The organism is Paenibacillus chondroitinus NBRC 15376 (assembly GCF_004000765.1).
Lineage (GTDB): Bacteria > Bacillota > Bacilli > Paenibacillales > NBRC-103111 > Paenibacillus_E > Paenibacillus_E chondroitinus.
In genome coordinates, this window is sequence record NZ_BILW01000045.1 from 17014 (window position 1) to 30841 (window position 13828).

Consider the following 13828-nt stretch of genomic DNA (forward strand, 5'->3'; position numbering starts at 1 on the left):
AAGAGCTGTGAAACCGATCGATCGTATTTTAAATAAAGCACAATCAGGCGGCCGAATTGATGTAGAAGAATGCATTACACTGTTCGAATCCGATCAAATAGAGAAAATTGGCGATACCGCGAATCAAATTATGAAGAAATGGCATCCGGACCCGATTACAACATTCGTTATTGGCCGGAACATCAACTATACAAACATTTGTGATGTATACTGCAGATTCTGTGCGTTTTATCGTGCTCCTGGTTCAGCTGAAGGGTATGTATTGCCGGACGAGACGATTTTCCAGAAGATTCAAGAGACACTGGATGTGAACGGTACGGAGATTCTGATGCAAGGCGGTACGAACCCGAACTTGCCATTCAGCTATTACACGAACATTCTTCGTGAGATTAAGAAGCGTTTTGACATTACGATGCATTCTTTCTCACCAGCGGAAATTATGAAAATGAAAGACGTTTCAGACGGCTTATCCTTAGAAGAGGTTGTTCGCCAACTGCATGAAGCCGGACTGGATTCCTTGCCTGGCGGCGGCGCCGAAATTTTGGATGACCGTACTAGACGCAAAATCAGCAGGCTTAAAGGTTCTTGGCGCGACTGGATGGACGTCATGCAAACCGCTCACAGAATTGGTATGCACACAACAGGTACCATGGTAATCGGTTTTGGCGAGTCGATGGAGGAGCGCGCGCTTCACATGCTGCGCATTCGTGATGCACAAGATGATGTCTTGATGCAGAAGCTGAATACGCCTGGTTTCCTTGCGTTCATTCCGTGGACGTTCCAACCGGATAATACGAATATGAAGGCGGAGAAAGTAACGCCTGAAGAATACTTGAAAACATTGGCGATTAGCCGGATTATGCTCGACAATGTGCCGAACTTCCAATCTTCTTGGGTTACAATGGGACCTGAAGTGGGTAAACAGACTTTGAGCTATGGCTGCAACGACTTCGGTTCTACGATGATTGAAGAAAACGTAGTATCAGCGGCGGGCACGACGCATAAAGTCAACGTTACTTCAACGCTGGACATTATCCGTCAAGCAGGCAAAATTCCTGCGCAGCGGAACACGAAATATCAAATTCTACGTGTGTTCGATGACGAAAACGTGAAAATTGATAAAGATTTTGTCATGCAGAACTAATAATTTAAAAAAGCCTCCTTCCACTTGTATCGTGGTTGGAGGCTTTAATGCGTTACTTATCGCACTTCCTTCAATGGAGCAGTGTGAATGATCGTTCGATTTTTACCCGTTTTCTTGGCTGTGTATAAGGATTGATCGGCGCCGGCGAAAAGCAGCTCTTTGGAAGTTCCAGGCTGATACTCGCTGAGCCCGATGGAGATGGTGACGGCTTGGCCGTTCAACTCTTCCTGCTTCATTTGGGAAATTTGCCATCGGATTCTTTCAAGCAAGTCAAACACCACATCGGTGTTTTTCTCTGTGAAAATGATAGCGAACTCCTCACCGCCATATCGGGCTACAAAATCATTGAGGCCTACATGATGTTTCAAGGTGCTGCTGACGTTTTTCAAGACGGCATCACCGGCCCTGTGGCCATAGGTATCATTGACTTTCTTGAAATTGTCGATGTCGAGCACAGCGATATGAATGCAGAAGTGACCTAAAGCGTTTTGTAAGATAAGCTCATCCAAGTATTCATGGAAGGTAATATGATTGTACAAATCGGTTAGTGCATCAGTTTTGGAGAGTTTGTCCATGATAATATTTTTGATCAATAATTCCTGTTTCAACTCTGTTGTTATTTGCAAATTGTTCAGGATTTCAACGCCGCGCTTAATAATGCCGAATGTAATGATCGAGATAATGGTTAGCACCGGCAAAATCGTTAGCAGATCTATGAAGGTATAATCTGCGAGTAAGCGCAATTTGACAATAAAAAGAATGGAGAAGGAGACGAGTGATAAAGCTATGGAGTATATAATCTTGGAAAATTGCAGGTAAAAAATTGAAACGAAAATGGGAAGCAAAAGATAAAGGATAACGAGATTTATTTCATAATTGAAGTAAATAATGGTGAAGGATAAGATCGCACCGCCGCTTATGATTTGGTAATCCAGCTGATGTTTATAAAATTTATTGGTTGTTTCCAGCAAAAGCAGGATGAGGATCATGGTGAGGACGGAGACAATAAGATGCCCTGATGTAAAGGATGCATCTCTTTTTGTAGTGAAAGAGTAGAGAAGTTCGAAAGGTAGTTGAAGCAGGACAAGGAACCAGTAGGTGTTCAGCAGCTTGCGGTTCCAAGCGTGTCTGTGCAGTTGGTATGCGTCTATTTGCATGGATATTCACTCCAATTTGAGACTAAAGCACTACGATCATTATCATAGCATGAAAATTTGCGAGATTGGAATAACTTTACTTAAAGATTTGATAAAGAATGCTGAAAGGAAATGGCAATTTGTTCGTTGTATATCTCCTACCTATCGACCATATACTCTTAAGAGGAGGATGTATTGATGGAAGGAGTGAGGGTATGGAGCTGTTTACTATCGTAATCATGAAGGTTGATGAGTCCTATGTGCGTTCGCTGAGCGCTCAAATCGAACGTGAGCTGCAACTTTTACATATGGTTGAAAGTGGATGGACTATTGCATACGAATGGTCAGAAACACATGCATATATCCGCCTGGAATCGAAGTTGACTGACGGGGAAATTTCAGCTGTGCGACGCCAAATGCTGCCGAACCTGGCTGGTGTATTGGCGGATCACATCATTGCGGACAAGGAATCAAGTATTTTGCGTCATTTGCTTATTAAAGAGTTTAAATATGATGCCAAGGAAGATTTGGAAGCTATCGAAGGGTACTGTAAACCGACGGTTTATACAGACACAGGGACAGAGGACTCCCCTGTTCTTACCAACAGTTTCGGCATCCAGCGGCGCAGACAAGTCTTAGTCGACCAACTCATGTTGGCTCTAGAAGAAACTTCAAAACTCAGTTTGGACGGCTTCCTGCATTTCCGTTTGCAAGATTACACGGACGAGCTCCGGGAAATCGCGGAATATGCAATAGACGAATTCATGATGGATCGCCAATACCAGGAATTTATTTCTCTTTTGCAATATTTTGTGTATATCCAAGAAGCCAAAATTCCGGTTGTTCATCTCATTCACAAAGGCGGGCATGAATTTGTTATTTTGAATGATCGTATGGAACTCATTGATGCCAATGAATTTGATGCTTCTTTTAAGATGGAAATGTTGGAAAAGGACATTAATTTCGAAGATATGATCGTGAGCACGTTGATAACGGTATCTCCTGCAAATATCTATATTCACACGAGAGATGCTGACATGACGATCATTAAAACGATTAGGCAGATCTTTGAGGATCGAACGACGGTGTGCTCCTACTGCCGGACATGTGACATTTATTTAGGGGAAGCGAAAAAACAAGACCAACTATCCCCTTGACCTTGAACGAAGAGCCAATTATAATAATGAACGAAGGCGTTAATCAAAGACAAGAACTTTCTGCAAGAACTGCACAGAGAGAGGAGACCAGGCTGCAATCTCCTTCAGTGAAACAGATGGTTTACCCCTTTGTAGCCGTGTTGTGGAATTCGGCCTGATCTGCAGACTGTTAGTATACAACACCGGAATCATTCCCGTTACCGAATGCTGATGAGGATTCGCCATACTTGATAAAAAATGCAGCGAATCGAACTAGGGTGGAACCACGAGCTGAGCGCACTCGTCCCTTATGGGATGCAGTGTGCTTTTTTGCGTTCAATCACATATACAGGAGGAACGAAGATGGTTGTACAAGTGAAATTACCAGATGGCGCAGTGAGAGAGTACGCAGTTGGAACGACCATTGAGCAAGTGGCGGAGTCCATTTCTTCCGGATTAAAGAAAAATGCGGTAGGCGGTAAAGTGAACGGAAAATCGGTTGATTTGTCGTTTGCTTTGGAAAATGATGCTGACGTTGAGATTTTAACACTCGACAATGAAGCGGGATTGGAAATGTATCGTCACAGTACGGCTCATTTGATGGCTCAAGCTATTAAACGCATTTATGGCGACAAGGCTGTAAAATTAGGAATCGGACCTGTCATTGAAGACGGATTCTATTACGACATCGATTTGGAAACGCCGCTGAATCCAGAGGATTTGGTGAAAATCGAGAAAGAAATGGAACGCATCTCTAATGAAAACCTGGCGATTACTCGCCGCGTGGTTTCCCGTGAGGAAGCGATTCGCATCTTCACTGAGATGGAAGATCCGTACAAACTTGAGTTAATCCGTGATTTGCCGGAAGATTCCGTGCTCACGATTTATGATCAAGGTGAATTCTTCGACCTGTGCCGCGGACCGCATTTGCCATCCACTGGCAAGATCAAAGCTTTCAAACTGTTAAGCGTAGCGGGCGCATACTGGCGCGGAGACGCGAAAAACAAAATGCTGCAGCGTATTTATGGAACTGCGTTCCCTAAAAAAGCGCAGCTGGATGAGCACTTGCATTTGCTTGAAGAAGCGAAGAAACGTGATCACCGCAAGCTGGGTAAAGAGCTGAAAATGTTCGCATTCTCGCGTGAGGTTGGTCAAGGTTTACCGCTTTGGCTGCCAAACGGTGCTAAATTGCGACGTACAATGGAACGCTACATTGTAGACTTGGAAGAGCGTTTAGGCTACCAGCACGTATACACACCGGTTCTTGCTAACGTGGATCTGTACAAAACTTCCGGTCACTGGGACCACTACAGCGAAGATATGTTCCCGAAGATGGTCATGGACAATGAAGAGCTAGTCCTTCGTCCCATGAACTGTCCGCATCATATGATGGTTTACAAGAGCGACATGCGCAGCTACCGTGATCTGCCGGTTCGTATCGCAGAGCTTGGTACGATGCACCGTTATGAAATGTCAGGCGCATTAACCGGTCTGCACCGTGTTCGTGCTATGACGCTGAATGACGCTCATATCTTCTGTCGTTTGGATCAAATTAAAGAAGAGTTTTCACGTGTAGTTACTTTGATCCGCCAAGTCTATGCTGATTTTGGCATTACAGACTACCGTTTCCGCCTTTCCTACCGCGATCCTAAGGATACTGAGAAGTACTTCCAAGATGATCAAATGTGGGAAACTTCCCAACGCATGCTGCGTGAAGTTGTAGAAGAACTTGGACTTCCATTCTACGAAGCCGAAGGGGAGGCTGCTTTCTACGGTCCTAAACTTGACGTTCAAATCAAAACGGCTCTTAAGAAAGAGGAAACTCTTTCTACAGCGCAAATTGATTTCTTGCTGCCAGAGCGCTTCCAGCTTGAGTACACAGGTGAAGATGGCCAGAAACATCGTCCAGTTGTTATTCATAGAGGGATCATCTCGACTATGGAACGGATGACAGCGTTCTTGCTGGAAAACTTCGCAGGTGCTCTGCCAACTTGGTTAATGCCGGTACAAGCCAAAGTCATCCCGGTATCGCCTGCTTTTGAGGAATTCTCGAACAAGGTAACTGAACGACTGTTGGCTGCAGGTATTCGTGTCGAAGCGGATAATCGCAATGAAAAGCTGGGTTACAAGATTCGTGAGGCACAGCTGGAGAAAATTCCGTTCATGCTCGTTGTCGGGGAAAATGAAGTAACGAACGAAAGCCTATCTGTCCGCAAACGCGGTCAAGGAGACCTGGGTACACATCCGATTGATCAAGTGATCGGCATGATCAATGAAGAAATAAGCAAAAAACTATAATCGTATACAACGGAAGCAGAGAAGAGTCATTCTTCTCTGCTTTTTTTGTTTTCAAAATTAGGCATTTTGGTATGTATAAGGGAACGTAAAGGGGGCATTTTAATCAGTGAGTCTGCATATGGAGGTTTAATTCTGGAATGAACTGGACAACCTGCAATAGTAGGGGAGGTATCAAAACAATGTTTACTGCGTTATTTACGAAGCCCAAATGGCTTGGAACCTGGATGATCATGAACGTTTTGATTGCGCTTTTCGGACAAGAAACAAGAAACACGGCAGAAACCGTAAGCCATATACAAGTGCCGCACCAAATGGATGCTCCGAGCAATTCGGAACCTGTTTCTGTGCCAGTCACACAAGATCGCGGGCAGCAAGTTAATTATCGCTATGTGCCGAAACTGGACTCCGATTTGTCCAAGCTGAAGTCGGTTGAAGTGACAGCTACCGGCTATTATGCTGGGAAAGAATCCACGGGTAAAAATCCGGATCATCCTGAATACGGCATTACCTTTTCAGGGATTAAAGTAAAGCGGGACGACAAAGCGTTATCGACCATCGCTGCAGACACGAAAGTTTTTCCGTTAGGTACGGTATTATTTATCCCGGGATACGGTTACGGGGTAGTTGCCGACACGGGAAGCGCGATTAAAGGGAAAAAGATTGACTTGTATTTTGACACGAAAGATCAGGTCTACAAGGAATGGGGCAAAAAAACCGTCAAAGTTTTTATCGTCAAGCAGGGGAGCGGCAAGGTGACGGAGCTCATTTGGAATCAGTTGAAGGATGAGATCTTGTCTCCTACCAAATCGTTATAAGAATGGTTCGGGCTAAATTTTTTCATCATAAAAAATCCTGTTTGGGAAACGATAAACATACAGGAGGTGATTGAACATGGCTAAGAACAAAAACAACAAGAAAGCAGCACAAGACGTAGAATTCGCTACGGAAACTGCGGTACCTAACAAGCAGCAACAAACGAACACACAAAACCAAAACAAATAACGAATAACCATAGCGATGTTAAAAAAGCAGGGATCCTTAAGGGTCTCTGCTTTTTTATTTCTTTTCATCGTCGCCTATTTTCGATATAATGTAGCAAAATCTAACATTTGCCCATCTGGGAGGAGTGCCAATTACTTATGCAGGCAGAGACGAAACTGAAAGCTTGGTTGTATGGTCTTATTCTCATCGGTATTGCCTTAAATGTAGTGGCTTTATTTTCAACATCTTTTTGGTTTACGGCTGCGAGTTTGGCTGTTTTTTTGTTTCTAGGGATATTGATTACCGTTATGAATAGGTCATCTAGCGCTTCACTTCACTCTGAAAAGCAGCAGCAGGAGCAATTCCGAACCTTTATTCAGGAATCGCAAGTCGTGGCGGATCGCTTGGCAGCGGCGGTAGAAGAAGTGAACCGCTCGATTAGTCAACTGCTGCACATTGCCGATGCGTCCATTCAAGGCGAAGAGGACCTTAAGGCTCGCAGCGATCAAGCGGTAGATCAGCTGCAGGAAGCGTTCGCAGCGATTCAGCAGGTGGCGGCGGCAGCGGACCATATTTTAGATTCATCGTTACATATGCACAAAGAAAGCGAACAGACCAAAGACACGGTTGTCGATGTATGCCGCTCCCTGAATGCCACAGACGAAGTCATGAGCGATCTGCATATCAATAATGATACGATGCAGCGCAAGATTCAGGATCTTACCACACATACTTCTAAAATCGAAGAAATCAATACGTTCATTGCTGAAGTGGTCAATCAAACGTCGTTGCTTGCTCTTAATGCTTCCATCGAGGCCGCTAGAGCGGGTGAGCAAGGGCGCGGGTTTTCGGTTGTCGCACAGGAGATCAAGAAGCTGGCTGCGCAAAGCCATGAAGCGGTGACAACATCTTCGGAAATTTTGACATCTATTGAGAGCGGTGTTGCACAAGTTGTCGCAGCAGTTGCAGAAGAAAAGAAGTCGGTTGCTTTAGGTATTAGCGAGATGAAAGTGATGAAGGAAAAGATCGATACGATTTTCTCGCTTATCCTTCATGTCAACAATCTCGTTGCAAGCACGACAACCTCAACCAAGACGCAGTCCACCTTAGTAACAGGCACGAGGTCCTCGCTCGGACAAGTGGTAGACTTGATGAACGAAACCATGAACAGCGTGGAGAACACGCTTGTCCAAATGAAAAAGCAGCGCCAGGAAGTTTCGATGCTCCAGCACATCAATCAAAATCTTGATCGCTCTTCGACAGAACTTATCCAAGCGATTCAGGCCGTTGGTTTGCAAAATACGAAAGGGACAACCAACGTCAATATCCAAGAGATGAAGCAGCTGCTCAGCGCTCTTGTTCTCAAACCTGACATCACTTCCCTGATCGATGGGAATCATGCTTCCCAATTAAGCGCTGTTTTGAAGAAAACAGACGGGATTGAGGCGATCTGGTCGAACCGGGCAGACGGAACCTTCATCTTTTCACTGCCTGAAGCCGGTCTTGTGAATGGGAAAGGAAGAGAGTGGTGGAAGCGGGCGATGGCCGGTGAGCTTTTCGTTTCGGAGGAATACGTGTCAGCTATTACGAAAAAACCGTGTATTACTTTATCCAAAGCGATAATAGGTGACACGGGAACCCCGATTGGTGTCGTAGGAATCGATTTAATCTTGAAATAGTGGTTCTCAAAACCATTGTTTTAGTGTAAAATAAGATTACTGTAATGAATGTTAACATGGAGAGATAGGTGAAGTGACTGTGCTGAATGCTATGCGACTGGACGGTAATTCTCAAAAGACATCAAGGAAAGCCGCGGAGGTATTTCCTTTCCTGGAAGCTTACATTGCCCGCAAGGAGCAGCAGGCTTTAGAGATCGAGCAGGTAGTGGAGCGTTACGAAATGAAGAGAATGAAGGAAGAGCGGGCTTATCAGGCAATGTCTTCACTTCGTCGCATGTTTACGGGGAAGAAACCCGACCATCATCTGGCCGTTGAGTATATCCATTATGTGAAGAAGCCAATGGAACAAGTGAACAAGCTGCGTGCTGAAATTGCACGTGCCAGACAGATTATGAACGAATCCAAGCCTGGCGAGGACATCACCATTCCAGATGATTTCGAAGAGCTGCTGAACTAATAAATTAAAACCCTTCCGTCCGGAAGGGTTTTTTGCTGTTGATTTATCCTTTTTTCAATTGTTCCAAGTCCAGGAAACCGTCCTCCTGGCTGTAAGCAGGAACCCCATGGATCCCAACATCTAAGCCTACGAGCTCTTCATCGCTGCTTACGCGCAGAGGTACGATGAGATTAATGAGCTTCATGACCCCCCATGTGAGGGCGAAGCCCCAAATACAAACCGTAACAAGACCTAATGCTTGAACACCTAACAGACCGAATCCACCGCCATAAAATAAACCGGCTGTACCTTCACGGATAGCGTCAGGCTGCGCGAACAAGCCTACAGCCAATGTTCCGATGCTGCCGCTGATGCCGTGCACGGGGAACGCTCCGACGGGGTCATCGATTTGTCTGGCTTCCAGCATTTCAGTAGCGTAGACCATCGCGATGCCGCAAACAGCTCCGATGAAAATGGCGGCAACATCACTAACGAATGCGCAGCCTGCAGTAATGCCGACGAGCCCTGCAAGTGCGCCGTTAATAACCATTGGCGGGTCAGCTTTGCGATAGCGTAACATCGTAAACAGGATGCAGGTTGCGCAGCCTGCTGCTGCGGCCAACATGGTCGTTACAGCAATATGGCCGATCGATGTATTGGTCGCGCTTAGCGTACTGCCGGAGTTGAAGCCGAACCAGCCAAACCATAGGATGAATGCGCCTACGGAAGCTAGCGGCAAATTGGAGGGTGGCACGATGTTGGCCGTTCCATTTGCTGAGAATTTACCGATCCGCGGGCCGATGATCACCGCAGCAGCGAGTGCCGAGAAGCCGCCAAGTGCATGGATGACAGCTGATCCGGCGAAATCAACCATGCCGAGTTTGCCGAGCCAGCCGCCAACTGACCATACCCAGTGGCCGGCAATGGGATAAATTAAACCTGTCATGGCAATGGTGTAAAGGATGTAAGCTCGGAAGTTGATGCGTTCGGCCACTGCGCCCGATACGATGGAGATAACCGCGATAACGAAAGCGCATTGGAATAGCCAGTAGGTTTCATGTGAGATGTTTAGCGCAATGTGTGTCAAATCTCCTCCCATGAAAAAGCCGCTCGTGCCGATGATTCCCCCTGCGTCTTTGCCATACATGAGTGCGAAACCGATGAAATAGAAAATAAGTGCTCCGAAAGCGATATCAACAAACACTTTCATAATGATGCTTACGGCATTTTTCTGCCTGACAAAGCCTGCTTCCAGTAACGCAAAGCCCCCTTCCATCAATAAAATCATGGCAGCTGTTAGTACCACCCATATGGTATCTAGACCGCTGGAAAGCTGTTGGATTTGATCCATTTCTAATCTCTCCCTTATATTCGAAGCGTTCTAATGGAACAATTATACGGTTCTCATGATAAGCATGTCAACGAAATACGTAAGAATACATAACATAAAGAACGTATTGTTCGTATCTTCCAAATCGATGTCAGTTATTTTGTGTTTGTGCTCCAAAAACTCAGTCTCTAGACCGAGGCGGCCTTCAATCCCTCGTCTCTTTTCAATCTTGCTTGTATCTTATAGACTAGAAGTAGCTTAACAACGATGTACACAAATGGAGGAAGAACGTATGAATCCGCATATGTTTCAACGCATGATTTGGGGGCTTGTCCTTGTGACGGCAGGTATCCTATTTTTACTTAATCAACTGGGGTTCATTCATATTGACCTTGCTTATATGTTTTCCACGTATTGGCCTGTCATTCTCATCTTTTACGGGCTCGTTGGATTCCTATGGCAGCGCAAGTATCATTGGGGAGGTTCGATTTGGAGCTTACTCGTTTGCGGTGTCGGAACGATTTTCCTTCTTAAGAATCTGAATCTCACCGATCGCTCGCTGGGAGAGATGTTTAAAATTTTGGCCCCTGTTGCCTTAATCTTATTCGGGCTAAACGTTATCTTCCGCCCTGGCCGCAGAGAGTCGCCGGACTGGCTTTCGATGAAAGAAGCGAAAGAGCAAGCAAGAAGAGAGAGACGGGAAGCAAGACGCAAGGAGCACGAGAGACATAGTAATCCTTGGGACTCCGCGGGCTGGAACCATAAGGAGAAAGTAGAGCGGGACCTTTTCACAGGAAGCGAAACCAAGCATACACTGAGCGACGAGGAAAAAGAAGTTCTCAAAGATATTCATGGCGAATTTCATCAAAAGCATGCGGACGAATGGCTTGGCTCCGGGGATTCACCTCCGAAGGCGCCTGCAGCTCAACCGGAATCGCATGGTCAGCCGAAAACGCAGAATCTTCACAGGCACAGTCACGGTCACAGTCATGGTCACGGCCATCGCTACGATGACTTCGTGCGCAATTTCGATTCAGGTGATGTTCTTCATCGACACGGCTTCATCGGGGATGTTCATCTGGGGCAGGAAGCTTGGGAGCTGAAGCCGATTCAAATCTCCCACTTCATTGGAGATTCTGTGATTGACTTGACCCGTGCGGCCATCCCTCTTGGAGAAACAACGATCCATGTAACTGCCTTTATCGGCGACGTGAAGATTTTTATTCCTAACGATCTGGATGTAGAGGTTCGCGTGATGGCAAGTTCTTTTATAGGGGACATGAAGGTTCTTGATCGCCGTGAGAGTGGGTTTCTGCGCAGCGTGAGAACACAGACCTCCCATTATGATGAAGCGGAACGAAAGCTTATCGTCACGACAAGCATGTTTATCGGTGATATAACAATCAAAAAGATAGGTTAAGGATGGAGCATGTACAAATTGCGAATGTTCAATATGAAGTGGCAGCTGCTGAATTACTTTCTGATTTCGAGCTTACTTACTGTCTCAAGTATTTTTATTGTGCTGGAATACTACAGCCGGGAGCTTGCCTCATGGGAGTTCCGGATGTGGTTTCTCGTTGCCATTTTAGCGGTCTGTTTAACGGTAGGTTATGTAGCAACCAAGAGATGGCAGCGTAAGGTCGATGAACTTCATGTGGCTATGCTCGAACTATCCAAAGGAAATTTCGCCAGCCGTATTGAGCTTGAGCCTGTTGAACCGTTCATGTACTTATATGATGCTTTCAATAACATGGCGGCTTCTGTCGAAGAGCGTGTTCAGCTCCTGCAGAAACTTGGCGAGGCCGAGGCGATACGCGATCAAGAGCTGACAGAGAATGCCGTTATGGAAGAACGGCGCCGGCTTGCGCGCGATTTGCACGACACGGTGAGCCAGGAGCTTTTCGCTATTCATATGTCAGCGTCCTCTCTGCCCAAAATGCTGGAAAGAAACCCGGATGCAGCGGGGGCGGTCATGAATCAGCTGATTCAAATGTCGCACCATGCCCAGAAGCAGATGCGAGGTTTGATTTCACAGCTTAGACCAATTGAATTAAATGATATGAGCCTTCAAGAAGCCCTGGAGAAGTGGTTTCCGGAATATTGCCGGACCCATGAGCTGCAGGGCCAGCTTGATGTTTCTTTGCGTGATCCGATTTCAGAAGCGATTGAGCATCAGTTTTTCCTGATTATCCAAGAAGGTCTTGCGAATGTGGTGAAGCATGCTTCTGCCCAAGGAGTAAGGCTGGCTATTTATGAAAGAGAGCATCAGTATGTGCTTCAGCTGCAAGACGATGGCCAAGGATTCGAGCGAAAGGATATTTCTTCAGCTTCCCATGGTTTATCCACGATGAGAGAACGAGCGCAAAAGCTGGGCGGAGATGTGGAGATTGACAGTAAATTAGGTTCAGGCACCCGTGTCAGGGTCCGCATTCCGCGTTTTACAGGTCACACTGGCATAGTTACAAAGGAAAGGGAGGGAGAAAGCCATGAGTAACATTAGGGTAATGATTGTTGATGATCACGATATGGTTCGTGTGGGCTTAAGGACTTATATTTCGATGGAACCTGGTCTGGAAGTTGTGGGGGAAGCCGGTAATGGGCAAGAAGCGTTCGACAAGTTAAACGGTGAGCTGTCCCAAGGGCTCCCTGATGTCATTTTGATGGATCTCACGATGCCTGTGCTCGACGGGATCGGAGCAACCAAATTAATTTATGCCAAATTTCCGCAGGTCAAAATCATTATGTTAACCAGCTTTCTGGAAGAAGCCAAGGTGCTTGAGGCCGTAGAGTCGGGAGCTATCAGCTACATGCTGAAAACCGTTTCGTCCGATCAATTGATTCACGCCATCCAGAGCGCATACCGCGGCATGCCTGTGATGAATTCGGAGGTGTCCATGGCGCTGACGAGAGGGGTTAGACAACGCAACGCCATGCCGGAGGAAGAGGGCTTAACTTCCCGTGAGAAGGAAGTGCTGTTATTGATTGCCGAAGGGAAAAGCAATAAAGACATTTCTGAGGAACTTTTTATTAGTATAAAAACGGTTAAAACACACGTCAGCAATCTGCTGATGAAGTGTGAATTGGATGATCGTACACAATTGGCTATTTTTGCACACCGGAAAGGTTGGGTTTAAGGAAGTAAGCCCTCATGACACATAAAAACTACATTTTGGAACACTCTATGCGTAAGGAAATTAATATGAGCGCTTAAGGAGTGTCGGAATGAAAACAATATCTTCTTCATTAGAACAGGTCAAAGAGTCCTTCGACAGTGTCAGAGACCACCTGCAGGAGTTTGATTTTGCATTGGGCGGTAACTGGGATTATGACCATGGGTATTTTGACCGCTCTTTAGATGAAGCCAATAAAGTGTGGTTGCGTATCCCCTTTCAAGTGGTGACGGGAAGAATTGATGGCGATACAGAGGCGACGGATGCCATCGTAGAAGTGGGAACTCCGTTTGTGCTGAAACATGTCTATAATGAAGGCCTTGATCAAGAAGCAGAAGCGGAAACCTATGGAGCGATGATTGATCAGTTTCAGGCGCCGCTCGATCCGGATGCTGCCGTAGACGACAAGTGGGTAAAAGAAGCCGCAGGACTGCTCAAAAAAGTCGAACAAGCTTGGATACAATAGAATTGTCCTTTTTTTACCTCCATTTTATTGTTTTTTAATATTCGTTTAAGGT

Annotated in this window: 12 protein-coding genes; 10 read left to right on the forward strand and 2 right to left on the reverse strand. The window is 45.8% G+C overall.

Annotated features, from left to right (window positions below; genetic code table 11):
- The first annotated feature begins 7 nt into the window (after positions 1-7).
- Complete coding sequence (mqnC, locus tag PCH02S_RS30045; protein ID WP_127457778.1) at positions 8-1144, forward strand: cyclic dehypoxanthinyl futalosine synthase; 1137 nt, start codon at positions 8-10, stop codon at positions 1142-1144.
- Positions 1145-1200: 56 nt separating this feature from the next.
- Here the strand turns inward: mqnC and PCH02S_RS30050 are convergent, their stop codons facing one another.
- The gene (locus PCH02S_RS30050; RefSeq protein WP_127457779.1) at positions 1201-2301 is read right to left on the reverse strand and encodes a GGDEF domain-containing protein; all 1101 of its coding nucleotides are present in this window, start codon (positions 2299-2301) and stop codon (positions 1201-1203) included.
- Between the two features lie 194 nt (positions 2302-2495).
- On the opposite strand from PCH02S_RS30050, the gene ytxC reads away from it, so the two are divergent.
- The 5 genes from ytxC (at position 2496) to PCH02S_RS30075 (ending at position 8831) form a co-directional block, all read left to right on the forward strand.
- A complete protein-coding gene (gene ytxC / locus PCH02S_RS30055; protein WP_164819788.1) occupies positions 2496-3437 on the forward strand; it encodes a putative sporulation protein YtxC in 942 nt (313 codons plus the stop codon).
- 342 nt (positions 3438-3779) lie between these two features.
- The gene (gene thrS, locus PCH02S_RS30060) at positions 3780-5714 is read left to right on the forward strand and encodes a threonine--tRNA ligase (RefSeq protein WP_127457781.1); all 1935 of its coding nucleotides are present in this window, start codon (positions 3780-3782) and stop codon (positions 5712-5714) included.
- Between the two features lie 179 nt (positions 5715-5893).
- Positions 5894-6529: a 3D domain-containing protein gene (locus PCH02S_RS30065; protein WP_276509498.1), complete on the forward strand. Its 636-nt coding sequence runs from the start codon at positions 5894-5896 to the stop codon at positions 6527-6529.
- Between the two features lie 324 nt (positions 6530-6853).
- A complete protein-coding gene (locus PCH02S_RS30070; RefSeq protein WP_127457782.1) occupies positions 6854-8374 on the forward strand; it encodes a methyl-accepting chemotaxis protein in 1521 nt (506 codons plus the stop codon).
- Between the two features lie 79 nt (positions 8375-8453).
- Positions 8454-8831 carry a hypothetical protein gene (locus PCH02S_RS30075; protein ID WP_246069304.1) on the forward strand — a complete coding sequence of 126 codons (378 nt, stop codon included), beginning with the start codon at positions 8454-8456 and terminating at the stop codon, positions 8829-8831.
- A 43-nt stretch (positions 8832-8874) separates the two neighbouring features.
- On the opposite strand, the gene PCH02S_RS30080 is transcribed toward PCH02S_RS30075, so the two are convergent.
- Positions 8875-10161, reverse strand: coding sequence for an ammonium transporter (locus PCH02S_RS30080; protein WP_127457783.1), 1287 nt, complete (start codon positions 10159-10161; stop codon positions 8875-8877).
- 271 nt (positions 10162-10432) lie between these two features.
- On the opposite strand from PCH02S_RS30080, the gene liaF reads away from it, so the two are divergent.
- The 4 genes from liaF (at position 10433) to PCH02S_RS30100 (ending at position 13776) form a co-directional block, all read left to right on the forward strand.
- Complete coding sequence (gene liaF / locus PCH02S_RS30085) at positions 10433-11560, forward strand: cell wall-active antibiotics response protein LiaF (RefSeq protein WP_164819789.1); 1128 nt, start codon at positions 10433-10435, stop codon at positions 11558-11560.
- A gap of 9 nt (positions 11561-11569) precedes the next feature.
- The gene (locus PCH02S_RS30090; RefSeq protein ID WP_127457785.1) at positions 11570-12634 is read left to right on the forward strand and encodes a sensor histidine kinase; all 1065 of its coding nucleotides are present in this window, start codon (positions 11570-11572) and stop codon (positions 12632-12634) included.
- Positions 12627-13274 (forward strand): response regulator, encoded by a 648-nt coding sequence (locus PCH02S_RS30095; protein WP_127457786.1) that lies wholly within the window; start codon positions 12627-12629, stop codon positions 13272-13274. Before PCH02S_RS30090 ends, PCH02S_RS30095 begins: the two co-directional genes overlap by 8 nt.
- An 88-nt stretch (positions 13275-13362) precedes the next feature.
- Complete coding sequence (locus PCH02S_RS30100) at positions 13363-13776, forward strand: YugN family protein (RefSeq protein ID WP_127457787.1); 414 nt, start codon at positions 13363-13365, stop codon at positions 13774-13776.
- Positions 13777-13828 lie beyond the last annotated feature (52 nt).

What these genes read in the sequence shown, in the direction of transcription:
- PCH02S_RS30070 (WP_127457782.1), top strand. Translation starts at nt 6,854, where the DNA reads ATGCAGGCAGAGACGAAACTGAAAGCTTGGTTGTATGGTCTTATTCTC.
- PCH02S_RS30095 (WP_127457786.1), top strand. Translation starts at nt 12,627, where the DNA reads ATGAGTAACATTAGGGTAATGATTGTTGATGATCACGATATGGTTCGT.
- PCH02S_RS30080 (WP_127457783.1), bottom strand. Translation starts at nt 10,161, where the DNA reads ATGGATCAAATCCAACAGCTTTCCAGCGGTCTAGATACCATATGGGTG.
- liaF (WP_164819789.1), top strand. Translation starts at nt 10,433, where the DNA reads ATGAATCCGCATATGTTTCAACGCATGATTTGGGGGCTTGTCCTTGTG.
- ytxC (WP_164819788.1), top strand. Translation starts at nt 2,496, where the DNA reads ATGGAGCTGTTTACTATCGTAATCATGAAGGTTGATGAGTCCTATGTG.
- PCH02S_RS30090 (WP_127457785.1), top strand. Translation starts at nt 11,570, where the DNA reads ATGTACAAATTGCGAATGTTCAATATGAAGTGGCAGCTGCTGAATTAC.
- PCH02S_RS30100 (WP_127457787.1), top strand. Translation starts at nt 13,363, where the DNA reads ATGAAAACAATATCTTCTTCATTAGAACAGGTCAAAGAGTCCTTCGAC.
- PCH02S_RS30065 (WP_276509498.1), top strand. Translation starts at nt 5,894, where the DNA reads ATGTTTACTGCGTTATTTACGAAGCCCAAATGGCTTGGAACCTGGATG.
- PCH02S_RS30050 (WP_127457779.1), bottom strand. Translation starts at nt 2,301, where the DNA reads ATGCAAATAGACGCATACCAACTGCACAGACACGCTTGGAACCGCAAG.
- thrS (WP_127457781.1), top strand. Translation starts at nt 3,780, where the DNA reads ATGGTTGTACAAGTGAAATTACCAGATGGCGCAGTGAGAGAGTACGCA.